General features: G+C 65.6%; 21 protein-coding genes. 12 read left to right on the top strand and 9 right to left on the bottom strand.

Annotated elements, in window-relative coordinates:
* Window positions 1-85: 85 nt before the first annotated feature.
* From sucB to ACX80V_RS07315, 3 genes are all read left to right on the top strand, one after another.
* Window positions 86-1,822 (top strand): 2-oxoglutarate dehydrogenase, E2 component, dihydrolipoamide succinyltransferase, encoded by a 1,737-nt coding sequence (gene sucB / locus ACX80V_RS07325; RefSeq protein ID WP_485842576.1) that lies wholly within the window; start codon window positions 86-88, stop codon window positions 1,820-1,822.
* Window positions 1,823-1,984: 162 nt separating this feature from the next.
* Entirely contained in the window at window positions 1,985-2,335 is a 351-nt protein-coding gene (locus ACX80V_RS07320; protein WP_058929351.1) for a hypothetical protein, read from the top strand.
* Between the two features lie 232 nt (window positions 2,336-2,567).
* Window positions 2,568-2,996, top strand: a complete 429-nt coding sequence (locus ACX80V_RS07315) for an OsmC family protein (RefSeq protein ID WP_058929352.1) — start codon at window positions 2,568-2,570, stop codon at window positions 2,994-2,996.
* A gap of 124 nt (window positions 2,997-3,120) precedes the next feature.
* Here ACX80V_RS07315 and ACX80V_RS07310 read toward each other — a convergent pair whose 3' ends face one another.
* The gene (locus ACX80V_RS07310; protein ID WP_485842575.1) at window positions 3,121-6,612 is read right to left on the bottom strand and encodes a S41 family peptidase; all 3,492 of its coding nucleotides are present in this window, start codon (window positions 6,610-6,612) and stop codon (window positions 3,121-3,123) included.
* A gap of 74 nt (window positions 6,613-6,686) precedes the next feature.
* Between ACX80V_RS07310 and ACX80V_RS07305 the strand changes: the two genes are divergently transcribed.
* Window positions 6,687-7,580 carry a TIGR01777 family oxidoreductase gene (locus ACX80V_RS07305; RefSeq protein WP_485842574.1) on the top strand — a complete coding sequence of 298 codons (894 nt, stop codon included), beginning with the start codon at window positions 6,687-6,689 and terminating at the stop codon, window positions 7,578-7,580.
* A gap of 54 nt (window positions 7,581-7,634) precedes the next feature.
* On the opposite strand, the gene ACX80V_RS07300 is transcribed toward ACX80V_RS07305, so the two are convergent.
* Entirely contained in the window at window positions 7,635-9,560 is a 1,926-nt protein-coding gene (locus ACX80V_RS07300) for a serine/threonine protein kinase (protein WP_485842573.1), read from the bottom strand.
* Window positions 9,561-9,699: 139 nt separating this feature from the next.
* On the opposite strand from ACX80V_RS07300, the gene lipB reads away from it, so the two are divergent.
* From lipB to ACX80V_RS07280, 4 genes are all read left to right on the top strand, one after another.
* Complete coding sequence (gene lipB, locus ACX80V_RS07295; RefSeq protein ID WP_485842572.1) at window positions 9,700-10,368, top strand: lipoyl(octanoyl) transferase LipB; 669 nt, start codon at window positions 9,700-9,702, stop codon at window positions 10,366-10,368.
* Complete coding sequence (gene lipA / locus ACX80V_RS07290) at window positions 10,365-11,315, top strand: lipoyl synthase (protein ID WP_485842571.1); 951 nt, start codon at window positions 10,365-10,367, stop codon at window positions 11,313-11,315. The genes lipB and lipA overlap by 4 nt, the downstream gene beginning before the upstream one ends.
* 86 nt (window positions 11,316-11,401) lie before the next feature.
* Window positions 11,402-12,154, top strand: a complete 753-nt coding sequence (locus tag ACX80V_RS07285) for a DUF4191 domain-containing protein (RefSeq protein ID WP_485842570.1) — start codon at window positions 11,402-11,404, stop codon at window positions 12,152-12,154.
* Window positions 12,155-12,253: 99 nt separating this feature from the next.
* The gene (locus ACX80V_RS07280; protein WP_485842569.1) at window positions 12,254-12,610 is read left to right on the top strand and encodes a DUF3817 domain-containing protein; all 357 of its coding nucleotides are present in this window, start codon (window positions 12,254-12,256) and stop codon (window positions 12,608-12,610) included.
* Between the two features lie 102 nt (window positions 12,611-12,712).
* Here ACX80V_RS07280 and ACX80V_RS07275 read toward each other — a convergent pair whose 3' ends face one another.
* Window positions 12,713-13,150 carry an RDD family protein gene (locus tag ACX80V_RS07275; protein ID WP_485842568.1) on the bottom strand — a complete coding sequence of 146 codons (438 nt, stop codon included), beginning with the start codon at window positions 13,148-13,150 and terminating at the stop codon, window positions 12,713-12,715.
* Window positions 13,151-13,434: 284 nt separating this feature from the next.
* On the opposite strand from ACX80V_RS07275, the gene glnA (ACX80V_RS07270) reads away from it, so the two are divergent.
* Window positions 13,435-14,859, top strand: coding sequence for a type I glutamate--ammonia ligase (glnA, locus tag ACX80V_RS07270; protein WP_248761641.1), 1,425 nt, complete (start codon window positions 13,435-13,437; stop codon window positions 14,857-14,859).
* Between the two features lie 266 nt (window positions 14,860-15,125).
* Here the strand turns inward: glnA (ACX80V_RS07270) and ACX80V_RS07265 are convergent, their stop codons facing one another.
* The 4 genes from ACX80V_RS07265 to glnA (ACX80V_RS07250) form a co-directional block, all read right to left on the bottom strand.
* Window positions 15,126-15,674 (bottom strand): GNAT family N-acetyltransferase, encoded by a 549-nt coding sequence (locus tag ACX80V_RS07265; protein ID WP_485842695.1) that lies wholly within the window; start codon window positions 15,672-15,674, stop codon window positions 15,126-15,128.
* Window positions 15,653-16,096: a VOC family protein gene (locus ACX80V_RS07260; protein WP_485842567.1), complete on the bottom strand. Its 444-nt coding sequence runs from the start codon at window positions 16,094-16,096 to the stop codon at window positions 15,653-15,655. The genes ACX80V_RS07265 and ACX80V_RS07260 overlap by 22 nt, the downstream gene beginning before the upstream one ends.
* 66 nt (window positions 16,097-16,162) lie before the next feature.
* Window positions 16,163-19,174: a bifunctional [glutamine synthetase] adenylyltransferase/[glutamine synthetase]-adenylyl-L-tyrosine phosphorylase gene (locus ACX80V_RS07255; RefSeq protein WP_485842566.1), complete on the bottom strand. Its 3,012-nt coding sequence runs from the start codon at window positions 19,172-19,174 to the stop codon at window positions 16,163-16,165.
* A 6-nt stretch (window positions 19,175-19,180) separates the two neighbouring features.
* A complete protein-coding gene (gene glnA / locus ACX80V_RS07250) occupies window positions 19,181-20,521 on the bottom strand; it encodes a type I glutamate--ammonia ligase (protein WP_056342417.1) in 1,341 nt (446 codons plus the stop codon).
* Between the two features lie 264 nt (window positions 20,522-20,785).
* On the opposite strand from glnA (ACX80V_RS07250), the gene panB reads away from it, so the two are divergent.
* Window positions 20,786-21,691, top strand: a complete 906-nt coding sequence (gene panB / locus ACX80V_RS07245) for a 3-methyl-2-oxobutanoate hydroxymethyltransferase (protein WP_058929364.1) — start codon at window positions 20,786-20,788, stop codon at window positions 21,689-21,691.
* Between the two features lie 50 nt (window positions 21,692-21,741).
* On the opposite strand, the gene ACX80V_RS07240 is transcribed toward panB, so the two are convergent.
* Window positions 21,742-21,909, bottom strand: coding sequence for an SPOR domain-containing protein (locus tag ACX80V_RS07240; protein WP_157768924.1), 168 nt, complete (start codon window positions 21,907-21,909; stop codon window positions 21,742-21,744).
* A 119-nt stretch (window positions 21,910-22,028) separates the two neighbouring features.
* Here ACX80V_RS07240 and map point away from each other — a divergent pair, with 119 nt between their 5' ends.
* Window positions 22,029-22,907, top strand: coding sequence for a type I methionyl aminopeptidase (map, locus tag ACX80V_RS07235; RefSeq protein WP_485842565.1), 879 nt, complete (start codon window positions 22,029-22,031; stop codon window positions 22,905-22,907).
* Between the two features lie 57 nt (window positions 22,908-22,964).
* Window positions 22,965-23,768, top strand: coding sequence for a polyphosphate--glucose phosphotransferase (gene ppgK / locus ACX80V_RS07230; RefSeq protein WP_485842564.1), 804 nt, complete (start codon window positions 22,965-22,967; stop codon window positions 23,766-23,768).
* A 77-nt stretch (window positions 23,769-23,845) separates the two neighbouring features.
* Here the strand turns inward: ppgK and nrdR are convergent, their stop codons facing one another.
* Window positions 23,846-24,352, bottom strand: coding sequence for a transcriptional regulator NrdR (nrdR, locus tag ACX80V_RS07225; RefSeq protein ID WP_485842563.1), 507 nt, complete (start codon window positions 24,350-24,352; stop codon window positions 23,846-23,848).
* Window positions 24,353-24,478: the final 126 nt, after the last annotated feature.

Below are 24,478 nucleotides of genomic sequence, written 5' to 3'. Positions count from 1 at the left end.
ACCCGGCGTGACCCGCCGGGTGCACTAAGCTCGAACAAGCCAGCCATCATCCGCACAAAAGATCAATAAGGAGAACGGGGACGACATGTCTGAATCCGTTAACTTGCCCGCCCTCGGTGAGAGCGTCACCGAAGGAACCGTCACCCGCTGGCTCAAGCAGGTAGGTGACCGGGTAGAGGTGGACGAACCGCTGCTCGAGGTTTCCACCGACAAAGTAGACACCGAAATCCCCTCTCCGATTGCCGGCATCATCGAGGAAATCCTCGTAGCCGAAGACGAGACCGCTGAAGTAGGCGCTCCCCTGGTCCGTATCGGCGACGGCTCCGGCGGCGGCGCAGCCCCCGAAGCAGCAGCACCGGCCGAGGAAGCCCCCGCCGCACCGGCTGCAGAGGCACCGGCTGAAGAGGCCCCGGCCGCAGAAGCACCGGCTGCAGAAGCTCCCGCAGCGGCTGCACCCGCAGCTTCGGACGGCGAAAGCCACGACGTCACCCTCCCGGCACTGGGCGAGAGCGTCACCGAAGGAACCGTCACCCGCTGGCTGAAGGCCGTGGGCGACACCGTTGCAGTGGACGAACCGCTGCTCGAGGTATCCACGGACAAGGTTGACACCGAAATCCCGTCCCCCGTCGCGGGAACGCTGCAGGAAATCCGTGTCAACGAAGACGAAACCGCCGAAGTTGGCGCCGTCCTCGCCGTCATCGGCTCCGGCGCGGGAGCCCCTGCAGCCTCCGCACCGTCACCAGCAGCAGCGCCGGAACCCGCCGCCGCGCCTGCCGCACCGGCGCCCACAGCGGCACCGGCACCCGAAGCACCCAAGGCAGAGCCTGCTCCGGCGGCACCTGCCGCGGCAGCAGCACCTGCTCCCGCTACGGCACCGGCAGCCGAGCCTGCCGCCGGCGGCGAATCCGGCTACGTGACGCCCCTGGTCCGGAAGCTGGCCAATCAGCACGGCGTGGACGTCGCATCACTGTCCGGCACCGGCGTCGGTGGGCGCATCCGCAAGCAGGACGTCCTCGCCGCTGCAGAAGCCAAGGCCGCTCCCGCTGCAGCAGCACCGGCCAAGCCGTCCGCCGCTCCCGCCGGCCCGGCTGCCTCCTCCCTGCGTGGCACCACCCAGAAGGCACCCCGCATCCGCCAGGTCATCGCCCGCCGTATGCGCGAATCCCTCGAAATCTCCACGCAGCTCACACAGGTGCACGAGGTGGACATGACCAAGGTGGCCAAGCTCCGCCTTAAGGCCAAGAACTCCTTCCTGGCCCAGAACGGCGTCAAGCTCACCTTCCTGCCGTTCATCGCCAAGGCCGTGGCCGAGGCCCTGAAGCAGCACCCCAAGCTCAACGCTGCGTACGACGAGGACAAGCAGGAGATCACGTACCACAACGCCGAGCACCTGGCGATCGCAGTGGACACCGACAAGGGCCTCCTGGTTCCGGTCATCTCCGATGCCGGCAACCTGAACCTGGCCGGGCTGGCCGCCAAGATCGCCGACGTTGCCGGGCGCACCCGCGACGGCAAGATCGGCCCGGACGAACTGTCCGGCGGAACGTTCAGCATCACCAACATCGGTTCGGTCGGCGCCCTGTTCGACACCCCGATCATCAACCAGCCTCAGGTCGGCATCCTGGGCACCGGGGCGATCGTCAAGCGCCCCCTGGTGGTGGCCGATGAGAACGGTGACGACTCGATCGCCATCCGCTCCATGATGTACCTGTCCCTCACGTACGACCACCGTCTGGTGGACGGCGCGGATGCGGGCCGCTTCCTCCAGACCCTGAAGGCCCGCCTTGAAGAAGGCGCCTTCGAGGCCGACCTGGGACTCTAGCCCCAGGCCAGAACCGCACGACGGCGGTGCACGCGCCGGTGGGAAACCACCGGAAGGCGTGCACCGCCGTCACGGTTTAAGGCGCAGCGCTGTCTCCGCCGACACAGAAACTCTGCGGCCGGCCTTACTACATGGTGTAGAACCCCTGCGTAGACTGGTCGCATGATTATCGTGTACAACATCGTGGTCTTCCTGCACATCGTCGGCGCCGCCATGATCGTCGGCATCTGGATCGGGAACATGAAGACTCCCACGGTCCACCCCCGGCAGTTCGACGGCGCGGCCCTTCAGCTCATCACCGGCATTGTGCTGATGGGCCTGATCCCGGCCCTGGACATGGACGCGAACTACTTCAAGCTGGGCATCAAGTTCGCGATCGCCCTGGCCGTTGGCGTGCTGGCCTTCATCGGACGCCGCAAATACAAAAAGGGCGAAGACATCAGCAAGGGCCTGGCCCACGGAGTTGGCGGACTTGCACTGCTCAACGTGGCCATCGCCACGCTGTGGAACTGAACGCCGGCTGAACCACTAACGACGGCGCCGCTCCCCCTCTGTGGGGTGCGGCGCCGTCGCTGTTTAACGGCCAAGCGGTGACCGCCACGCAGCCGCCAGGCGGCTGGGTTGCACAGTCACAATCCACTGAGAGCGGACACCCTGTGCACGGCCGCCGCTCAATCCCTAGGATTGGAACCGGCGGGGCCAGGCAACGGCCGGTCCCGGTTCGAACCGACTTTGAGGAGTGGACATGGCAGCAACACGCACCGCGCACACAGTATGGAACGGCGACCTGATGACGGGGTCGGGTCAGACCACGCTGGACAGCTCCGGCCTGGGCACATTTGAGGTTACCTGGAAGGCACGCACCGAAGCGGCCGAGGGCAAGACCAGCCCGGAAGAACTGATCGCCGCAGCGCACGCGAGCTGCTTCTCGATGGCGTTCAGCAATATGCTCGCCCAGGCCGGACATGCTCCGGAAGAAGTCAACACCAAAGCCGACGTGACGTTCGTTCCCGGCACCGGCATCACCGGGAGCCACCTGACCATGTCCGCAAAGATTCCCGGCATCTCCGAAGATGAGTTCCAGCGGATCGCCGGCGAGGCCAAGACCGGCTGCCCGGTTTCCGGCGCGCTGGCCAGCATCGAGATCACCCTGGACGCGTCCCTGGAATCCTGATCCGCTCCGGTGGCTGCCGCGTTCGCTATGGACACTGACCGCTCCTGAGACAGAGCAGGCCCTGCCCCGCCCGGACTAACCGGGAGGAGCAGGGCCTTCTTTGTTCTGTGGCGCCGGGCCGGCCTTATTCGCCGTGCCGGCGGGCCGGAAGCGGTGCGGGCTTGAGGCGGCGGTAGCCCTCGCGGACCGGGGGCTTGTCCGTGGGCAGCTCCTGGATCATTTCCTTGAGCGCACCGATCCCGTATTCCAGCTGGGGGTCCCTGCCGGCGGCATAAGCGTGCGGCGGGTAGAGCACTTCGATGTCGGGATCCACGCCGTAGTTTTCCACGGACCAGCCCACGCCGCCACCGAACCAGGTGGCGTACCGCGGCTGGGTCACGCCGGTACCGTCGGCCAGGGAGAACCTGTTGTCGATCCCCACCACACCGCCCCACGTGCGCGTGCCGATCACCGGGCCGATCCCCCGCAGTTTGGAGACCTGGGTGATGATGTCGCCGTCGGACCCGGCAAATTCATCGGCGAGGATGATCACCGGACCCCGCGGCGCGTGGTGCGGGTAGGTCCGCGGACGTTCGCCGCGGGGCATGCTCCAGCCAGTGACCTTCCGGCCAATCAGCTCCGCAACCAGCTGGGACGTGTGTCCGCCACGGTTCCGGCGGACATCCACGATGAGTCCGTCCAGGGCAGTTTCGGTGTCCAGGTCGCGGTGCAGCTGCGCCCAGCCGTTGGCCATCATGTCCGGGATGTGCAAATAACCGAAGCGGCCGCCGGAGGCCTCCCGGACGATCCCGCGGTTCGCGGCCACCCACTCCTGGTAGCGCAGGCGCTCCTCGTCCTTGACCGGGATCACAGCGATCCTCCGCTGCTCCCCTGCCTCGACTCCATGCCCGGCTCCGTTGCGTAATGTCAGCTCCACAGCCCGTCCGGCGGCGCCCACCAGCTGCATAGCGGGGCTCACCGTGGCGGACAGCGGCACACCGTCGATAGCCAGTACTACGTCCCCGGCCATGGCGGCAGCGCCGGGCCGGGTCAGCGGCGAGGTGGCCAGCGGGTCCGAGGATTCGCCGGCCAGGATGCGGGTGATCTCCCAGCCCGCGGGTGTGAACGTGAAGTCTGCGCCAAGCCGTCCCTGGCCATTGCTGCCGTTTTCCGTGACGGCTGCGGGCCGGACGTAGGCGTGCGAGGTCCCCAGTTCCCCGTGCAGCTCCCAGAGCAGGTCCACCAGGTCGTCGTGGGACCCCAACCGGTCAACGATCGGACGGTACCGCTTGTGGATCGATTCCCAGTCCTGTCCTGCCATGTCTTCGGCCCAGAAGAAATCGCGCTGCAGGCGCCAGGCTTCGTCGAACGCCTGGCCCCAGACGCTGAGGGGATCCATCATCACGCGGATGCGGCCCAGGTCCACCTTGACCAGCTGGCCGGATTCCTCATCGGCTTTGGCAGCAGAAGGAACCACGCTGACCTGCTTGTCGTTGACCAGCACTACTTTCTTGCCATCGCCGGAGAGCCGGTAGCTGTCCAGGGCTTCCACCAGCGTGGCGGACTTCCGGCGGGCCAGGTCGAACCGGACCAGGCTGGGGCGGGCGTCCTTGTCTTCCTGGCTGGCTTTGCCGTCGCCGGTGACGCCTGCCAGGGCCCAGTCCAGCCATAGCAGTGCACCCTCCGTTGACGTGAGTGACGTGTAGTTGCCCTGGGGCACCGGAACGCCGATGACACGGTGGGCCAGCCCGGCCGGATCCACGTGGACCGCGGGACCTGCGGTGTCTGCGTCCGTGGTGTCCGCGCTGTCCGTGTTTGCGGCAGGGGACAGGTCAACAGCGGGGCCAAACGGCGACGGCGTCGTGGCAGCCAGTGCCACCAGGTACGGCTTGATGGGGCTGGGGAAGGACAGGTCGAACGAGTGGCCGTCGTACACCGGATCAAAGCTGCGGTTGGACAGGAAGGCCAGGAACTTACCGTCCGGCGTGAAGCTTGGGGACCCGTCGCAGAAACGGCCGTCAGTGACCTCGACAATGCCGCCCGCCAGGTCCGCGGCATTGGCCAGCCGGAGCCGGCTCCGGGAGCCGAACGAGGTGACAGGTTCGGACCAGGCAAGCCACTGGGAGTCAGGAGACCACGCGAGTTCCGCGATGCTGCCCTCGCCGATGCTGGTGACGAGGGAAAGCACACCGGTGGCTGTGTCCGCCACATAGACATCCCCGAAGGAGGTACCCACCGCAAGCCACCGGCCATCGGGGCTCGCTTCCAGGGCGCTGGCGCGTGACGGCGTCGGGAAGGCGATGCGGGTCGGCAGGCCGGACGGTCCTGCGTTGGCGGCGGCTTCCGACGGGCCGTGGGCGGCGTCGGCCGGGGAGTCATCGGCCCGGGAGTCATCAGGCACCGGAACAACGACGTCGGCAGTCACCGGTGCGGACGATGCCGCCGCGGGAACCGGGCGCGGCAGTGGCGCTTCCGATTGGTCCCGGGCGGCTGCAGCGGGCACGGCCGCCGGGGCTGCCGTGACGGCAGGGACCACGCTGTCGGGAACCTGCGCGGCAATCTCCTTGATGTAGATCGCCTCCACGCCGTCGTGATCGGCGACGTAAGCGAGGCGGCCGCCGTCGAGCGGCCTGGGGAGCCGTGCCCGGACACCCGGGGTGGCCTCGACGATACGGGAGGGGCCGTCCTGGTGACGGAGCCAGTGAAGGGTGCCATGGGCCTCCACTGCGCTGGCGGAGCCGCTGTCATCCGGCACCACCGTGCCCAGATGTTTGGAGGTTTTCAGCAGGCCCGGGCGACGCGATTGCGACGCGGAACCCAGCGAGATGTCCAGCCGTACCGCGGCAGAGGACAGATCGTGCAGGATCCAGAGCTCACCGGCAGATTCGAAGATAACCCGCCCGCCGTCGGTGGACGCGTGCCGGACGTAGAAGTCCTCGTGGTCGGTGTGCCGTCGAAGATCGCCGCCGCCAGGCAGCACCGAGTACAGGTTTCCGTAACCCTCGTGGTCTGACAGGAACGCGATGCGCCCGTCCACCCACATCGGATCTGCGAGGTTTCCGTCGAGGTGGGGAACCAGGCGCTCGAACTCCCCGTTTCCGTCGGCGTCAATCCAGAGCTTGCCCGCGGTGCCGCCGCGGTACCGCTTCCACCAGGCCGGTTCACGGGAGAGCACACTGGCCAGGACAACCGGCCGCTCGTCCCCCACTTCCGGACCAAAGGCCACGGATTCGACCGGCCCGAAGGGGAGCTCCTCAGCCGACCCGCCGTCGACCGGGACGCTGTAAGCGTAGGTATGCCGGCTTTCAGCCTGGCGGAACGCGCTGGTCACTACTGCATCGCCGGCTGCCGTGAAGCCTTTGACCTTGGTTGTGGCGTGGCCGAAATACGTCAGTTGCCGGTAGCCACCGCCGTCCACCTCCGCCGAGACCACTTCCGGGGCGGTTCCCTGGACGACAGTCCAGACCAGCCGTTTGCCGTCTGGCGTAAACCGCGGATTGCGGGCGGGCAGCTGCAGTGACGAAACCCGCCAGGCGCGGCCGCCGCTGAGCGGCGCGATCCACACGTCGTCCTCTGCCACAAACGTGACCAGATCGCCGTGGACATGCGGAAACCGGAAGTAGCTCGAAGAAGTCATCGTTCGATCATAGTCAACTCCCGGTACGGTCCCGGGGAGGTACCGACGGCGTGCGGGCCGTGGTGAGATGGATCATGCACATCGTCATTGCCGGGGCCTCAGGCCTGATCGGGACCCATTTGTCCGCAACGCTGCGAGAGGCCGGCCATGACGTGACCACTCTCGTCCGACGCGAGCCCACGTCCGCGGCCGAAATCCGCTGGGACCCCGCAGCGCGCCGCCTGGATCCGGCGGCGCTGGCCGGCGCGGACGCAGTGGTCAACCTCTCCGGTGCCGGGATCGGGGACAGACCCTGGACCAGACGACGGATCGACGAGCTGATGACCTCGCGCTTGGCAGCCACCGGCACCCTGACCGCGGCCATGGCCACGCTTGACGACCCGCCGCGCACGTTTATCAGCCAGTCGGCGTCCGGGTACTACGGCGATTCCGGGTCCGCCCAGCTCCGGGAGAACGCGTCGCCGGGCTCGGGTGTTCTGTCACGTATCTGCGTCGAGTGGGAGGCCGCCGCCCATCGGGCGCCGGCCGGCGTCCGCGTGGTCACACCACGCACTGGTGTTGTTCTCAGCCCCGCAGGTGGCGCGCTGGGCCGGCTGCTGCCGCTGCTTCGCCTCGGGGTGGGCGGTCCTCTCGGCCACGGCCGGCAGTACTGGCCGTGGATCACTCTTCCGGATGTCGCCGCTGCATTTATGTTCCTCGCTGACTCCGGGCTCCACGGACCGGTCAACGTCTGCGCCCCCGAAAGCGCTGACGTCAACGCGTTGGTGGGCGCCTTGGCATCCGCGCTCCACCGGCCGGCATTTTTCCGCGTACCGTCGCCGGCCCTGCGCCTGGTCCTGGGTCAGCTGGCCGATGAACTCATCCTTCCCAGCCAGCGGATGGAACCGGCGGCACTGGAAGCAGCCGGCTTCCAGTGGCAGCACCCGTCACTGGCCCAGGCCGCTGCCTGGGTGGCCGGCAGGCACTGAGCCTGAGTCAACGGGCTGAGTCAACAGGCTGAGGCAACGTGCTGAGGCAACCAGTCAGGTCTCGGGAAGGACATCCGTGATCCGCCAGCGGCCGTCAACGGAGACCAGCACCAGCCGGAGGTTCTGGGCGGCTGCAGGGGCGCCGGCCGCCACGATCGCTCCGGAAGCATCCCTTTCCTCATAGGGCGACGTGGCTGACGTGACACTGACGACAACCTGGCCGGAGGGACTGCCGGGCTGGATCTGCAGATCCGCTACGGAACTCGTGAATCCGGCCAGGACGTGGCCTGACTCCTGGAGCTCGGCTTTAAGGCCTGCATCCGCGGCAGAGGCCGCCGATCCCGGGGCATTAACCAGATCCAGCAGCTCCAGCCGGCCGGAACTGAAGGCCAGGGACCTCACGGCGGCCAATCCCCGGACTGCTTCGAGCGGGTCCGCCGAGTCCAGCTGGGCCGCGGCGTCGGCCGGGACTCCTGCAGCGCCGAGCATGGTGTCCAGCTCGCCAGTGACTAGCTCGCCGGCAGCCGCATTCTCCGCTTCTGCCCGTGCGCCGGTCCTGTCGCCGGCACTGGCAGCGACCGCCCCTGGTCCGGCGGGCACCGCCCACGGCCCCTCCGGCCCAAAAGCGCCGGCGGCCCAGATGGCTCCCGCCACGATGGCACCGGTTCCCACCGCCAGCAGCACCGTGCCCCGATTGCGTCGGGCCATCCCCACACGCCCGCCGCGCCGGTTCGGTCCGGGGCCCACCACCTTCTGCCACGCCACCGTCCGACGCTTCGCCCCGGGGTTTTGTTCGTGATCCTTCGGGCCAGATTCCACGGCATGCCTGCCGCGCGGCGCCGGCTTTTCCCCGTCGACAGCCTGGACCATGGCGGTGACGCGGTCGGCCGCTGGTGCGCTGGCCTCCGGTGCGCGGGGCTTCGGTGCGCGCACCACGGGCATCTCCGCTTTCTCCCCGGCCGGGAACGGAAGGACCTGCCGCACCCCCACCAGCCCGGACCAACGCGACGTCGAGATCCGGCGCCGCCAGGCCCGGAGACCATTCCGCAGTGCGCCGCCGGGATGTTCCGGGACGGGGCGCCGCGTCAGCAGCTGCGGGATAACCGTGGCGTGGACGGAGGAGGCGAGGTCCACCGGCAACGGTGGGGCACTGCGGTAGACCGCCGTCGCCAGCTCAACAGCCGTGGGCCGGAGCCGCCGGTCCTCATTAAGGCCAGCCTCCAGGGCCGCGGCCAGCTCGACTGGAACGTCAGGGAGCAGGAGGGAAAGAGGCGGACGGTCGGCGGTACGGCGTGGCGGCTGGCCCGTTAGGCAGTACCACCCCAGCGCCGCCACCGAGTAAACGTCGCGTTCCGGCTGCAGCCCCGCCCTCACGGCGTCCACCGGTGCCGGATCCATGAACCCTGGGGTGCCATGGTCCGGCACTGCCGAAACATCACCCACCATCCTGGCGATGCCGACGTCGGACAGCATTGGCTTGCCATGGCCTGTAAAGAGGACGTTCCCGGGCGATACGTCACCGTGGGTGAACCCCTGGCCGTGCAGGTAGCCAAGTACCTGGGCAATAGGGGTGAGCACGGTGACCGTCTCCCCGATGGTGAGCTTGGCCCTGCTTGCGACCAGCTCTCCGAGGGAACCGCCGGGCGCGTAATCCAGCAGCAGCCCTACTGTCCCTCCGGCCGTCACTGCTGATCCGGCCGGCTCGCGAAGACGGAGGGCGTCGTGGGCTTTGATGAGGTGCTGGTGGTCAAGGGCAGAAAGAATGCGGATTTCACGGCGGATGGCCTCCTCGGCGTCGGCCCCTGTTTCCGTGCCTTCGCCGGGACCGGTCGCGCCACTGTGCCCTGCACCGAGGCATTTCAGCGCAAACTCGCGGCCGGACCCTTCGTCCGTAACCAGCCACACGGTTGCACTTCCGCCGCGGCCCAACACGCGGCCCACCAGGAACCCGGGAACCACGGGGGCAGTGAAATCATCCATGACTCATGTCTAGCGGAATCCGGGAATGCCTGCAGAAGTTATCCACAGGCCCACTGGATCCGACAAAGCACGAGTCAGTGCATGAGAGGTCCGACACTATAACCGGACCCCTCGCGGATCGGGGTCTAAGCTTGACGGCATGACTCTTGAGTGTTCACAGGTGGGTCTCGCCCCGGACTTCGTTGACTACACGCGCGGCTGGGATCTGCAGCGCAGGATCCACGGCAAGGTCGTCGCAGCCGAAGCGCCCAGCACTGTCCTCATCCTTGAACATGCCGCCGTCTATACAGCGGGCAAGCTCACAGAAGAGCACGAGCGCCCGTTGGACGGCACGCCCGTAGTGGCGGTGGACCGCGGCGGAAAGCTGACCTGGCATGGCCCCGGCCAGCTGATCGCGTATCCGATCCTCAAGCTAAAGAACCGGTCAGGCATCCGAGACTACGTTGAGCGGCTCGAAGCCGTCATGATCGCGGTAATGGCTGACTATGGCATCAACGCAGAGCGCATCAAGGGACGCGCCGGCGTGTGGATCACGGCGGACAGCAAGGGCCCGGACCGGAAGATTGCAGCAATCGGCATCCGGGTCCTGGACGGGGTCACAATGCACGGCGTCGCCATTAACTGCAACAATGATCTGGCGCCGTATGCCCAGATCATCGCCTGTGGCATCACCGACGCCAGCGTCACCACACTGTCCATCGAAACCGACAGGAACATCGCCCCGAGCGATATCGCGGACCGGTTCGTGGAAGAATTTCGCAAGCACGAAGAAGCACTCGTTTCAAGCCCTGAGGGAGCACTCCTGTGACACTGGCACCAGAAGGCCGGAAGCTGCTGCGCGTTGAGCAGCGCAACTCTGCAGTACCTNAGCTCAAGAACCTGGTCAAGAAGGAAGGCCTGCACACGGTGTGTGAGGAGGCCGGCTGCCCGAACATTTTCGAGTGCTGGGAAGACAAGGAAGCCACGTTCCTGATCGGCGGGTCCGAATGCACCCGGCGCTGTGATTTCTGCCAGATCGACACGGGCAAGCCGTCCCCGGTGGACATGTTTGAGCCCACGAAGGTGGCCCGCTCGGTCCTGGCCATGCAGCTGCGCTACGCCACGGTCACCGGGGTGGCCCGGGATGACCTGGCCGATGAGGGTGTGTGGCTGTATGCCGAGACGGTCCGGAAGATCCACGAGCTGAACCCGGGCACCGGCGTCGAACTGCTGATCCCGGACTTCTCCGGCAAGCCCGAGCACATCGCGGCGATCTGCGAGTCCAAGCCGGAGGTCTTCGCGCACAACGTCGAGACGGTGCCCCGGATTTTCAAGCGCATCCGGCCCGCGTTCCGGTATGACCGGTCCCTGGATGTCATCACCCAGGGCCGCAAGCTCGGGATGGTGACCAAGTCCAACCTGATCCTGGGCATGGGCGAGACCCGCGAGGAGATCTCCGAAGCGTTGCGGGACCTGCATGAGGCCGGCTGTGACCTGATCACCATCACCCAGTACCTGCGCCCCTCCGAACGGCACCTGCCGGTGGACCGCTGGGTCAAGCCGCAGGAGTTCGTGGACCTGCAGGACGAGGCCAACGAGATCGGGTTCCTCGGTGTGATGAGTGGGCCGCTGGTCCGTTCCTCCTACCGGGCCGGCCGGCTCTGGGCCACCGCGATGCGCAAGAAGGGCTGGGAAATCCCCGCCGAACTCGCCCACATCGAGTCCTCCGGCAGCACCCGCCAGGAAGCCAGCTCACTGCTGGCCGCACATTCCTAAGCCATAGTTTGGTATCCCTGAGGGCCGGCACCGGACATTCTCCGGCGTCCGGCCCTCAGGCATAAATCACGTAGAATTGAGGAACTATGGCGAACTCCCCTGATTCCAGTAACAGCACTCCGGCGGCCTCTGACGCCCCGAAGCGTGGCCTCTTCTCGCGCAAGCCAAAAGAAGCAAAGGTCAAGAAGCCCAGCCGGCTCAAGCAGATCGGCGAAGTCTTTAACATGACCCGCCGCCATGACCCCATGGTCCCGTGGCTGATGCTGCTGGTGTTCCTGGGTGTTGTGGCTGTCAGCTTCCTGGTGGGTTTTTGGCTGGACAACTGGATCACCGGCCTGCTGATCGGCATTCCGTTGGGCCTCCTCGGCGCCACCCTGATCCTTTCGCGTCGTGCCGAACGCGCCGCGTTCGCCCAGATTGAGAACCAGCCCGGAGCTTCCGGCGCGGCACTGGGCACGCTGAAGCGCGGTTGGATCACCGAGGACCAGCCGGTTGCCGTCAACCCGCGCACGCAGGACGCCGTGTTCCGCGCCGTCGGCCGTCCCGGCGTCGTCCTGGTCAGCGAAGGCCCCACCATCCGCGTCAAGCCAATGCTCGACGCCGAGCGTAAGCGCCTTGCACGCATCCTCCCGAACGTCACGGTCCACATGATCGAAAGCGGCCGCGGCGAGGGCCAGGTTCCCATCAGCCAGGTAGCCAAGAAAATGGGCAAGCTGAAGAATGAACTGACCAAGCTTGAGGTGAATGCGGTATCCAAGCGCATTTCCTCGCTGGGCAACCGCCTCCCGATTCCCAAGGGAATCGACCCCTACAAAGCGCGCCCCAACCGCGGACGCTAAGACCCTTGAACCGCCCTGGTTCCGGCTTGCCGGAACCAGGGCGGTTTTTGTCTGCCAGACGCCGCCGAACAGGCGGGCACATTGATTGGAAGTAGCATCATGACCATTCCCGTTAGAACTCTTGTTATCCGGGCCTTCCGCGTCCTGGCTGTTGCCGAAGCCTTCAGCTGGGCTGCCCTGCTGGCTGGCATGTACTTCAAGTGGATCGCCAAGACCACCGAACTGGGTGTGGAGATCGCCGGCCCTATCCATGGTGCGCTGTTTGTGGGCTACGGCATCGCCGCCCTCGCCCTGTGGCGTCTCCAGCGGTGGCCCTTCGTTGTGGCCCTGTTCGCGGGACTGTCGGCGGTGTTCCCGTTCGCCACTGTCGCGTTCGAACGCTGGGCCGGAAAGCGCGGCTACCTGACGCCCGGCACGGCCGTTCCTGCCGGGACAAAGGAAACAGTGGGGGTCTGACGGCGCACTGCCCTGTATTCGGGGCCGTCAGGTGTTCGGGGGCGTCAGGTGTTCGGGGGAGTCAGGTGCCGGCGAACCGCCACGGCCGGGTCCCGATTACTGCTAGCGCCGCACGAGGATGGTATTCATCGCCTTGTCGTGCAGTCCCCGCTGGTCCGGATCGAAAATTACGGCGGGAATCACCAGGCACAGCAGCACTGACCTCACCACGGCAGCCATTGGACCCGCGGGCCCGCCGCCCAGTCGCAGGACCTGGATCCCGGCAACGCGGTGGCCGATGCTGTAACCGAGGGTGCCCACAAGCAGCATCTGTTCCGCGGCGAAAATCGCCAACGTGGCCCAGGAGTCACCGCCGAAGGCAAAATTGCTGATCAGCAGGGAAATCCCCCAGTCAAGGACGATTGCGAGGATGCGCCTGCCCGCCCTGGCGATGGAGCCGGAACCGGATTCGGGCAATCCCAGGCGCTCCCCCGGGTACTTTGAGATGCCGGACGTGTCCGGTCCGCTGAGCCAGGAGCCAATGTCATTGCGATCTACCACCGTCCAAGCTTACCGACTCACCGCCGACCACAGAGTGGAAACCGTTGGACCACACTACGGACACCGGATAGCGTTACCTGATCAGGACAATTCTGTAACCTGAACGGGGCATTCTGTAACCTGCCCGAAACAATGTGGACACTGACGGGAAATGACGTGTCCATAGGCTGATAGCAGTTTCAAGCAATACCTCCCAAGCAGGGAAACTTGGTTTCCCTGCCCTTCGGATTGCGCTGGATCAGTTGGCTTGCCAGCCAGATATTACATATGCGTAAGGAGCATAGATGTTCAAGACTGCGGACGAAGTCCTCAAGTTCATCAAGGACGAAGATATTAAATTCGTCGATATCCGCTTCACCGATCTCCCGGGTGTGCAGCAGCACTTCAACGTGCCGGCAAAGAGCGTCGACGCGGACTTCTTCGTCAACGGCCAGCTCTTCGATGGTTCCTCCATCCGCGGATTCCAGGGCATCGCCGAATCCGACATGCAGCTGATCCCGGACGTCACCACCGCATTCCTGGACACCTTCCGCATGGAGAAGACCCTTGCGCTGAACTTCTCCATCGTGAACCCCCGCACCGGAGACCCTTACCACCGCGACCCCCGCGGCGTGGCCGAAAAGGCTGAGGCCTACCTCGCCTCCACGGGCATCGCCGACACCGCGTTCTTCGCTCCGGAAGCCGAATTCTTCGTCTTCGACAACGTCCAGTACCAGTCCTCCCCCGAGGGCAGCTTCTACAAGATCGACTCCGAAGAAGCACACTGGAACACCGGCCGCGAAGAAGACGGCGGAAACCTCGGCTACAAGACCCCCATCAAGGGCGGCTACTTCCCGGTTTCCCCCACCGACAAGCAGGCTGACCTCCGCGACGCCATGTGCATCGCCCTGGATGAGGCCGGCCTCGAGGTCGAGCGCAGCCACCACGAGGTAGGCTCCGCCGGTCAGGCTGAAATCAACTACAAGTTCACCACCCTGACCCACGCCGCAGACGACCTGCAGAAGTTCAAGTACGTCGTCAAGAACACGGCCGACGCCTGGGGCAAGTCCGTGACCTTCATGCCGAAGCCGGTCTTTGGCGACAACGGTTCGGGCATGCACTGCCACCAGTCGCTGTGGACCAACGGCGAGCCGCTGTTCTACGACGAAAAGGGCTACGCCGGCCTGTCCGACATGGCCCGCTGGTACATCGGCGGCCTGCTGAAGCACTCCTCGGCCGTCCTCGCCTTCACCAACCCGACGGTGAACTCCTACCGCCGCCTGGTCAAGGGCTTCGAAGCTCCGGTCAACATGGTGTACTCGCAGGGCAACCGCTCCGCCGGTATCCGTATCCCCATCACGGGTTCCAACCCCAAGGCCAAGCGCATCGAGTTCCGCGCTCCGGACCCCTCGTCCAACCCGTACCTGGCCTTCGCTGCCCAGCTGATGGCCGGCATTGACGGCATCCGCAACCGCATCGAACCGCCGGCTCCGATCGACAAGGACCTCTACGAGCTGCCCGCCGAGGAAGCCAAGGACATCCCGAAGGCTCCGGGCTCGCTGGAAGAGGCACTGGAGGCCCTGCGCGAGGACAACGAGTTCCTGCAGGCCGGTGGCGTGTTCACCCAGGACCTGATCGACACCTGGATCGAGTACAAGTACGAGTACGAGATCCGCCCGCTGTCCCTGCGCCCGAACCCGTACGAGTTCGAGCTCTACTACGGCGTCTAGCCAGATCCGCGGCTGAACCCGTTCAGTCCGCCAAAAAGTCCGCCCGGGCTGCCAGCGTCAATGCTGCAGGCCGGGCGGACTTTTTTGTCCTAAGGTGGGAGCTGACTCCAGACGTGCTGAGACCAGAAGCCAGCCCCCTGACATGTGCTCCCCGAGACGAAGACTTTTCAAGCCTTCCCCCCAACAAGGTTTGAAGAACACCGCCAATCCACATGATCGATCAATGTGGAGCCGGAGGCAATGCCCGGCCGCCGTGTCTGGACGAATTATCCCGTGAAGCTCCGGTACATGATCCGTTGCGGTCCGGAACTGCCGCCCAGGTACTGCCCCTGGTCCACAAAGCCGGCGGTCCTGTACGCGGACAACCCGGCCGGATTGGCTTCGTTGACGGAAAGCACGACGCCGGCCTCGTGGGTTCCGCGCCTGGCGGTCAGTTTCGCGGCCGCCTCCACCGCGGACATTGCCGCCAGCGGCCCGAGGCCTTGCCCCTGGTGGCGCCTGTCGATCAGGAAACCCCGCAACAGCCAGGCCGAATCCTCGTCCGGCCAGCCGGCCAGGCGCGCGGCACCGGCCTGGAGGGTCAGCACGCCCACAGCGTAGCCCGCGGCCTCCACGACATAAGGGAACCGCGAATCCTCTTCCAGTCCCGCCAGGACCATGCGAAGCGGGTCACCAACGAAGTTGCTTTGCCCTGGACCCAGCTCAATGTTTGCCACCTCACCCAACTGGATGGCAAGCGCATCCGCACTGAGGTCATCCAGGGCAATTAGCCAGACGGAATCAACCCGGGTTTTCAGGTCAGCTGTCCGTCGGATCCGGCGGGAGCCCCGCCCTCGGCCGATGGGCCGGCAGGGTCCATCCACATGACTTCCCACAGGTGGCCGTCCGGGTCCTGGAAACTGTGGTTGTACATAAAGCCGTAGTCCTGGACCTCCTGGGACGGGGTGCCGCCGGCGGCCAGCGCCTTGCGTACCGTTTCGTCCACGGCTTCTTTGCTGTCCACAGAAAAGGCCGTGATGGCCTCGGTGGAAGTGGTGGCATCGGCCACGGACCGGGACGTGAACGTCTTGAAGAAACCCTCCACGAGGAGCATCACAAACGCGTTGTCGTTGATGATCATGCAGGTCGCGTTTTCATCGGTGTAGTCCGGATTAAAGGAGAAGCCAAGGGCGGTAAAGAAATCGACGGACCGCTTCAGATCCTTCACGGGCAGGTTCAGGTAGATTTGGGTAGCCATGGCCCCCAACCTAGCACCGCACCGCGGCAGCTGTCTGCTGCCTTCCGGGAGAACCTCAGGCAGCCGCTAATGGCCGTAGAAGGCTTTCTCGAACACCGCACGGGCCCGCCGGCTCAAGCGGAGGTAGTCCTCTTCCAGGGCGGCCGCGTTGCCAGGTTCGTAGCCGCACCAGCGGGCCACCGCCTCAAGGTCCCCGCGGGCGGACGGCAGCGTGTCCGACGCCCTGCCGCTCCAGATGACGTTGGCGGACCGGATCCGGCTGGCGAGCCGCCACGCGTCGGCCAGCAGCTTCGCGTCAGGCCCGGTGAGCAGGTCCAGTGAAGCCGCCGCTTCCAGGGCCTCCACGGTTGACGTGGTCCGCAGTTCCGGGTGCTTGGCCGCGTGCTGGAGCTGAAGGAGCTGCACCAGCCACTCGACGTCGCTCAGTCCTCCGCGGCCAAGCTTCACGTGGCGTGCCGGATCCGCCCCGCGCGGCAACCGCTCCGCTTCCACCCGCGCTTTGACCCTGCGAACCTCCCGGACGTCCTGCTCCGAAATCGACTCCGGGTACCTAATGGGGTCGATGAGGGCCAGGAAGTCCTCGGCCAGGGCATCGTCGCCCGCCATGGGCCGGGCACGCAGCAGCGCCTGCGCTTCCCAGATCAACGACCACCGGCGGTAATATTCGGCGAACGAATCGAGCGAGCGGACCATGGCCCCGTTTTTGCCCTCGGGCCTAAGATCCGCGTCCATCTGCAGCACCCGCTCGGCCATGATGGCCGGCTTGAGCGGCTGCGTGAGCAGGCTGGAGACCTTCGCGACAATCCGAGCCGCCTGATCCTGCGCTTCCTCGTCCGTATAGCCCGGCAACGCGCGGTGCACGTACATGACGTCGGCGTCGGAGCCGTAGCCGATCTCGCGGCCGCCCTGGCGGCCCATGGCCACCACCAATATCGCGGTCTTGAGCGGTCCCGCAGCAGAGACGATGCCTTCGGCCACGCGCAGCGCGCCCAGCACCGCTGCCCGGTCGGTGTCAGCCAGCGCCGCGCCCACCTGGTCCTGGTTGAGAAGCCCGGCAGAGTCGGCGATCGCGATCCGGAGGATCTCCCGGCGCCTAATGAGCCGGATCAGCCTGATGGCGTTTTCCGGGTCCGAGTGGCGCGACATTTTGGACGTGATCTCCTGCCACTGGGCTTCGAAGCCCAGCGGCACGAGGTCTTTGTTGGTGCCTAGCCACGCCACCGACTCCGGCGAAACCTCCAAAAGATCCGCAATCAGGCGTGAGTTCGAGAGCACGTTGCATAGCCGTTCAGCCGCCGCTGTGGAATCCCGGAGCATGCCCAGATACCAGTGGGTGGTGCCAAGGGCCTCACTGACGCGCCGGAACGCGAGCAGCCCGGCGTCGGGATCAACACCTTCGGCGAGCCAGTCCAGCAGGATGGGCAGCAGCTGGCGTTGCAGGGCTGCCCGCCGGCTGACACCGGCGGTGAGTGCCTCGATATGCCGCATGGCACCCCGCGGGTCACGATAGCCCAGCGCGGCGAGGCGGCCCTGGGCGGCCTCCGGCGTCAGCTTGGCGTCCTCGCTGCTGAGTTTGGCAGCGGTGTTAAGCAGCGGACGGTAGAAAATACGTTCGTGCAGTTCGCGGACAGAGCGTTTGGTCTTCTGCCAGGTGGCCAGCAGCGAAGCCGGCGGCGGCCTGTCATTGGAGAAGGGGCTAAGCACTGCCTTTGCGAGGGCGCGCTGTGCCGCTTCGCTGACGGGCATCAGGTGTGTCCGCCGGAGCTGGAACAGCTGGATGCGATGTTCCAGGAGTCGAAGGTACCGGTACGCGTGATCGAAAGCGGCGGCGTCGGACCTGCCGATGTAGCCTCCGGCTGAGAGTGCCGCTATTGCTGCGGTGGTATCCCTGCGCCGAATGGTTTCGTCGGATTTTCCGTGCACCAGCTGGAGCAGCTGCACGGTGAACTCCACGTCCCGGAGGCCGCCGCGGCCGAGTTTGATCTGCCGCTGTTCTTCCGCCGCCGGGATATGCTCGGTAACCCTTCGGCGCATCGCCTGCACGGACTCCACGAACCCTTCGCGGCCCGCGGAGCTCCAGATCAATGGGGCCACGGCTTTTTCGTAGCGTTCCCCCAGGTCCTTGTCACCGGCGATGGTCCGCGCCTTCAGGAGCGCCTGGAATTCCCAACTCTCTGCCCAGCGGGCGTAGTAGCTTTCGTGTGAGGCCAAAGTTCGGACCAGTGGGCCGGACTTGCCCTCCGGCCGCAGGTTGGCGTCCACTTCCCAGAGGCCGGGTTCACGTGCCACGGAGGAGATCGCCCGGGAAATACCGGTGGCCAAGGCTGTGCCGATAGTACTGGCACGGGCGTCGTCCAGGTCGCCGGCGTCGATCACGTAGATGACGTCGACGTCGGAAATATAATTCAGTTCCCGCGCTCCGCATTTGCCCATCCCGATGACGGCCAGGCCAACGGCGGCCACCTCCCCGGCGCTGAACTGCTCAGCAGCCTCGGCACGGGAAACTGCCAGCGCAGCCTCGATCGCGGCCCCTGCCAGGTCAGCGAGTTCAGCTCCGACGGCGGGCATAAAGTCCAGCGGGTCAGCAGCGCACATGTCCTTGACCGCCAGGTCCACCACCCCGCGGCGGTATGCCGACCGCAGCGCGGCATAGGCGTCGGCTCCGGTCATTCCCGCCACGGGCCGTGCTGACCCGGGTTCCGCGCGGACGGATTTCAGGAGGACAGAGCGGAGTTGTTCCGGGTCTCCCTGAAGTGGCTCGGGACTGGCCGTGACGTCGAAGGCGTCCAGGTGCTCAGGGTGCCGGATGAGGAATTCCCCCAGCGCTTCGGAGGCCCCGAGCACCCGGTAGAGCGGCTCGCTTGTCTCCGGATCGGCCGCGGCCAGCTCCCGGAGACCGGGGTGCTTTTCGATCAGCCGCACCAGTGACTGCAGTGCGGTGTCGGGGTTGGCGGCCAATTGCAGGCCGGCGAAAATCCTGTCCGGGTCCAGGCCGTCCAGTTCCGGGGCAGCAAGGAAGCGCTCACCCTTCTCCAGGTCACTGAAGCCGGCTGAGATGAGGCGGCGTGCGAGGCTCACCGCCGCCTAGAGAATGCCGAGGTTGCGCTGCAGTTCGTAGGGCGTCACCTGGAGCCGGTAGTCCTGCCATTCGGCACGTTTGTTGCGCAGGAAGTGCTCGAAGACCTGCTCGCCGAGGATCTGGGGCATCAGTTCGGAGTCCTCCATGGACCGGATGGCATCGTGAAGGCTGGCGGGCAGGGGGTCGTGGCCCATGGCACGGCGCTCGGCGGAGCTCAGTGACCAGACGTCGTCCTCTGCTGCGGCGGGCAGGTCGTAGCCTTCTTCGATCCCCTTAAGCCCGGCCCCCAGCAGGACGGCGTAGGCAAGGTAGGGGTTCGCTGCCGAATCGATGCCGCGGTATTCGATGCGGGCCGACTGGCCCTTGCCGGGCTTGTACAGCGGGACCCGCACCAGCGCCGAACGGTTGTTGTGGCCCCAGCTGAGGTAGCTTGGCGCTTCGCCGCCACCCCAGAGCCTCTTGTAGGAGTTTACGAACTGGTTGGTCACAGCCGTGAACTCGGGAGCGTGCTTCAGGATGCCTGCGATGAACTGGCGGGCCGTCTTGGAAAGCTGGAATTCGGCGCCCGCCTCATAAAAAGCGTTGGTGTCGCCCTCGAAGAGCGAGAAGTGCGTGTGCATCCCGGAGCCGGGGTGGTCGGTGAAAGGCTTGGGCATAAACGTGGCGTAGGTTCCCTGCTGGAGGGCCACTTCCTTGATCACCGTGCGGAACGTCATGATGTTGTCCGCGGTCTGCAGGGCGTCCGCGTAGCGCAGGTCGATCTCGTTCTGGCCGGGACCGGCTTCATGGTGGCTGAACTCAACCGAAATGCCCACGGATTCCAGCATGGTCACGGCCGTGCGGCGGAAATCCTGCGCCACGCCTCCGGGAACGTGATCGAAGTAGCCGCCCTCGTCAACGGGTACCGGAGCACCGTCGGGCCCGGGCTGCTGGGACTTGAGGAGGTAGAACTCGATCTCCGGGTGCGTGTAGCACGTAAACCCCATGTCCGCAGCCTTGGCCAGCGTGCGCTTGAGGACATTGCGCGGATCCGCGGCCGACGGTTCGCCGTCCGGAGTCAGGATGTCGCAGAACATACGCGAGGTCTGTTCGGTCTCGCCACGCCAGGGCAGGATCTGGAACGTGGACGGATCCGGCTGCGCCAGCATGTCCGACTCAAACACGCGTGCCAGGCCTTCGATGGCTGAACCGTCGAAACCGAGCCCTTCCTCAAACGCACCTTCAACCTCGGCCGGGGCAAGTGCCACAGATTTGAGTGAACCTACGACGTCGGTGAACCACAAACGTACGAACCGTACGTCGCGCTCCTCGATTGTGCGCAGGACAAACTCTTGCTGGCGGTCCATGATGGCCTCTTCTCCGGTCAATCGTTCATGCCCCGGGTCCGCGGAAGCGGCAGCCGGCAGCAGTTCACCATCACTTTACTAAGCAATCGGCTCCAATGCGGGCGACGGCGCCGCACGTAACACAGCGTTTACACAGCAACCATTGACGGCCGCGCCCACAGATGGCAAAAATGCCCTTGGCGGGCACGTGAATATGACGCGGATCACGGTCCGCCGGCCCGTCTGCGGTGGCTAGGACTGCTGCTGCCGCATTACGCTCTTGCCATGGCCTCAACCAATAGCTCTGAGTCAAGCGCGTCCGCTGAAGTACACGCACCTTACGGAAACGGGCCTGCACCGGTGCAGCCGCCGTCGTCGGAAGTGAACGCGAAGCCCGCACCCAGGGTGCGTATCCACCACCTGCAGCAGGCCAAGCGGGATGGCAAACGTTTCGCCATGCTGACCGCCTACGAGCAGTACAGCGCGGAGATCTTCGACCAGGCTGGCATCGAGGTCCTCCTGGTAGGCGACTCGGCGTCCAACAACGTATTCGGCAACGAGACCAGCCTGCCGGTCACGGTGGATGAACTCCTGCCCCTCTGCCGCGCCGTGGCGCGGTCCGCCAAGCGGGCCCTGGTGGTGGCAGACCTGCCGTTCGGCAGTTATGAAGTCTCGGCGCAGCAGGGTGTGGAAACAGGTGTCCGGTTCCTCAAGGAGGGGCTGGCACATGCCGTCAAGATCGAGGGCGGAAAATACTACGCGGAAACCGTCCGGGCCATGGTCCAGGCCGGCGTCCCGGTGATGGCCCATATCGGCTTCACCCCCCAGAGTGAACACGCGCTGGGCGGATACCGGGTCCAGGGCCGCGGGGATGACGCCCAGCGATTGATTGACGACGCCGTGGCGCTGGTGGAGGCGGGGGCGTTCGCCGTCCTGATGGAAATGGTTCCGGCGGACACTGCGGCCGCCGTTGACGCGGCGGTCAGCGTGCCGACGGTGGGGATCGGCGCCGGCAACGCCACCACGGGGCAGGTGCTGGTGTGGCAGGACATGGCCGGGTTCCGCGGCGGCAAGATGGCGAAGTTCGTCAAACAGTATGCCGACCTGCGCACTACCCTCAGTGACGCGGCGAAGGCGTACGGCGACGAGGTCCGAACAGGTCAGTTCCCCGGACCGGAGCACTCCTTCTAGCGACTGACGCGCTCCCCAAGCTCGCAAGCTCGCCAGGGGCCCCTCGCGCATCAGTCTTGGTCGTCCTGCTTCTCCCACGCGTCGTTGCGGGCCCGGACCTTTTCGAGGGCGTGTTCGGCCTCTTCCCGCGTTTTGTAGGGGCCGATCAGCTGGCTCCAGTCTGAGAGTGCGTCCTCTTCCACCTCGTGGGTGTTCACGTTGTACCAGTACTCAGTCATCGGTCCTCCTCGTTCCAGCTGGCCAGGCCCTGCCGTGATCCACGTAACGTAAACGTGGATGCGGACAGCTTGGGGCTTCCAGTTACTTGGCCTAATGCGGTGCCTTATATGATCAATCTATGCCTTCCCTAGCCTCGACTGCACCCACCGGCACCCTTACCCGCGGAACCGTCAGCCCGCAGCTCCCCGTTCCCGCGTCCATCCCGCGCCCGGAATACGTAGGCAAGCCCGGCCCGGCCAAGTTCACCGGCTCCGAGATCAAATCCGCCGAGACCGTTGAGAAAATCCGGATCGCCAGCCGGATCGCCGCACAGGCCATCGTTGAGGTGGGCAAGCACATTAGGCCCGGCGTTACCACCGACCAGTTGGACAAGGTGGGTCACGAATTCCTGCTGGACCACAAGGCCTACCCGTCCACGCTTGGCTACCGCGGGTTCCCGAAGTCCCTGTGCTCGTCGCTGAATGAAGTGATCTGCCACGGCATCCCGGACAGCACCGTGGTCCAGGACGGCGACATCCTCAACATCGACATCACCGCTTTTATCAACGGAGTCCACGGCGACACGAACCACACCTTCCTGGCGGGCGACGTCGACGACGAGTCGCGCCTGCTAGTGGAGCGCACCCGGGAATCCCTCAACCGGGCCATCAAAGCCGTGGCTCCCGGCCGGGAGATCAACGTGATCGGCCGGGCCATCCAGTCCTACGCCAAGCGTTTCGGCTACGGCGTGGTGCGGGACTTCACCGGCCACGGCGTGGGCGAAGCGTTCCATACGGGCCTGATCATCCCCCACTACGATGCAGCGCCGGCCTACAACACAGTCATCGAGGCCGGCATGGTGTTCACCATCGAACCCATGCTGACCCTCGGCACCATCGAATGGGACATGTGGGAGGACGACTGGACAGTTGTCACCCGCGACCACAAACGTACCGCCCAGTTTGAGCACACACTGCTGGTGACAGAATCCGGCGCCGAAATCCTCACGCTCCCCTGAAATTTTTTCGGGTCAGCCGCCCGGCCGACCTGCCGCCCTGCCACGAACGGAACAACATTGGCCAAGAAGGACGAGAAGTCGCACAAGAACGCCCCGCTGATCGGCATTGACATCGGCGGTACGGGAATCAAGGGCGGCATTGTCGACCTGAAAAAAGGCAAGCTGCTGGGTGAGCGGTTCCGCGTGCCTACGCCCCAGCCCGCCACCCCTGAGGCCGTAGCCGACGTCGTGGCGCAGGTGGTTGCCGAGCTTTCCAGCCGCCCGGAGGCCCCGGCCGCGGATTCGCCCGTGGGCGTCACCTTCCCCGGCATCATCCAGCATGGCGTGGTCCATTCGGCGGCCAATGTGGACAAGACCTGGCTCCACACCGACATTGATGCATTGCTGACCGCACGCCTTGGCCGCCCGGTGGAGGTCATTAACGACGCCGACGCCGCCGGGCTGGCGGAGGCCCGCTTTGGTGCGGGTCAGGGGGTGGATGGCACTGTCCTGGTGATCACCCTGGGCACCGGAATTGGCTCAGCATTCATCTTCGATGGCCGCCTCGTCCCCAACGCAGAACTGGGGCACCTGGAGATCGACGGCTTTGACGCCGAAAGCAAAGCCTCAGCCGTGGCCCGCGAAAGGGACGGACTGAGCTGGGAGGAATACAGCGTGCTGCTGCAGCGCTACTTCTCGCACGTGGAGTTCCTGTTCTCGCCCGAGCTGTTCATCGTGGGCGGTGGCATCTCCAAGCGCGCAGACGAATACTTGCCGCACCTCAAACTGCGCACCCCGATCGTTCCCGCCGAACTCAAGAATGAGGCCGGGATCGTCGGTGCCGCCGTTGAAATTGCCATAAAGCACAAACTCACGAAGTAGCCAGTGGCTGACCGGCGTCGAGGGGCAGCCGGTGCCGGTGGTGGCGGCGGCTTCCCCTCCGCGGCCACCACCGGAGCTTATAGGGGGCTCTTTTCGGAGCTCTTCGCGGGCGCCGCCGCGCGTTGGGCGCCTTCTTCCCCGGACTCGTGGCGGAGCAGGGCAATGGCGGTCTCGAAGTCCTCAAGGGATTCGAAGGCCTGGTACACACTGGCAAAACGCAGGTAGGCCACCTGGTCAAGCTTCTGCAGCGGACCAAGGATGATCAGGCCGACTTCATGGGCGTCGATCTCGGCCGCGCCCGAGGCACGGATCTGCTCCTCCACCTCCTGGGCAAGGAGCGCCAGGTCATCTTCGCTGACCGGCCGGCCTTGGCATGCCTTGCGCACGCCGTTGATGACCTTGCTGCGGCTGAAGGGTTCGCCCACCCCGGAGCGTTTGATCACCGAAAGGCTGGTGGTTTCCACGGTGGTGAACCTGCGGCCGCATTCCGGGCACTGCCGGCGGCGGCGGATGGCCGAGCCGTCATCGGCCATACGGCTGTCCACAACGCGGGAGTCCGGATTGCGGCAAAATGGACAGTACATGGTGTCCCCTCCCTCGATGTCTTCCGGCGCCGATGTTTCGGGCCCCGGCGGACCTCTCCGTCTCTCAGTTTACGACTACATGTAGCGGAATAACAATCCTGTAATTACCACATGTAGTGGTGCCCT

Source organism: Pseudarthrobacter arbutini (genome assembly GCF_054510915.1).
This window is presented reverse-complemented; position numbering and strand designations above follow the sequence as displayed.

What these genes read in the sequence shown, in the direction of transcription:
- ACX80V_RS07285 (WP_485842570.1), top strand. Translation starts at nt 11,402, where the DNA reads ATGGCGAACTCCCCTGATTCCAGTAACAGCACTCCGGCGGCCTCTGAC.
- glnA (WP_056342417.1), bottom strand. Translation starts at nt 20,521, where the DNA reads ATGGACCGCCAGCAAGAGTTTGTCCTGCGCACAATCGAGGAGCGCGAC.
- glnA (WP_248761641.1), top strand. Translation starts at nt 13,435, where the DNA reads ATGTTCAAGACTGCGGACGAAGTCCTCAAGTTCATCAAGGACGAAGAT.
- panB (WP_058929364.1), top strand. Translation starts at nt 20,786, where the DNA reads ATGGCCTCAACCAATAGCTCTGAGTCAAGCGCGTCCGCTGAAGTACAC.
- ACX80V_RS07260 (WP_485842567.1), bottom strand. Translation starts at nt 16,096, where the DNA reads ATGGCTACCCAAATCTACCTGAACCTGCCCGTGAAGGATCTGAAGCGG.
- ACX80V_RS07315 (WP_058929352.1), top strand. Translation starts at nt 2,568, where the DNA reads ATGGCAGCAACACGCACCGCGCACACAGTATGGAACGGCGACCTGATG.
- sucB (WP_485842576.1), top strand. Translation starts at nt 86, where the DNA reads ATGTCTGAATCCGTTAACTTGCCCGCCCTCGGTGAGAGCGTCACCGAA.
- ACX80V_RS07320 (WP_058929351.1), top strand. Translation starts at nt 1,985, where the DNA reads ATGATTATCGTGTACAACATCGTGGTCTTCCTGCACATCGTCGGCGCC.
- ACX80V_RS07300 (WP_485842573.1), bottom strand. Translation starts at nt 9,560, where the DNA reads ATGGATGATTTCACTGCCCCCGTGGTTCCCGGGTTCCTGGTGGGCCGC.
- nrdR (WP_485842563.1), bottom strand. Translation starts at nt 24,352, where the DNA reads ATGTACTGTCCATTTTGCCGCAATCCGGACTCCCGCGTTGTGGACAGC.
- ACX80V_RS07280 (WP_485842569.1), top strand. Translation starts at nt 12,254, where the DNA reads ATGACCATTCCCGTTAGAACTCTTGTTATCCGGGCCTTCCGCGTCCTG.
- ACX80V_RS07240 (WP_157768924.1), bottom strand. Translation starts at nt 21,909, where the DNA reads ATGACTGAGTACTGGTACAACGTGAACACCCACGAGGTGGAAGAGGAC.
- lipB (WP_485842572.1), top strand. Translation starts at nt 9,700, where the DNA reads ATGACTCTTGAGTGTTCACAGGTGGGTCTCGCCCCGGACTTCGTTGAC.
- ACX80V_RS07305 (WP_485842574.1), top strand. Translation starts at nt 6,687, where the DNA reads ATGCACATCGTCATTGCCGGGGCCTCAGGCCTGATCGGGACCCATTTG.
- ACX80V_RS07310 (WP_485842575.1), bottom strand. Translation starts at nt 6,612, where the DNA reads ATGACTTCTTCGAGCTACTTCCGGTTTCCGCATGTCCACGGCGATCTG.
- map (WP_485842565.1), top strand. Translation starts at nt 22,029, where the DNA reads ATGCCTTCCCTAGCCTCGACTGCACCCACCGGCACCCTTACCCGCGGA.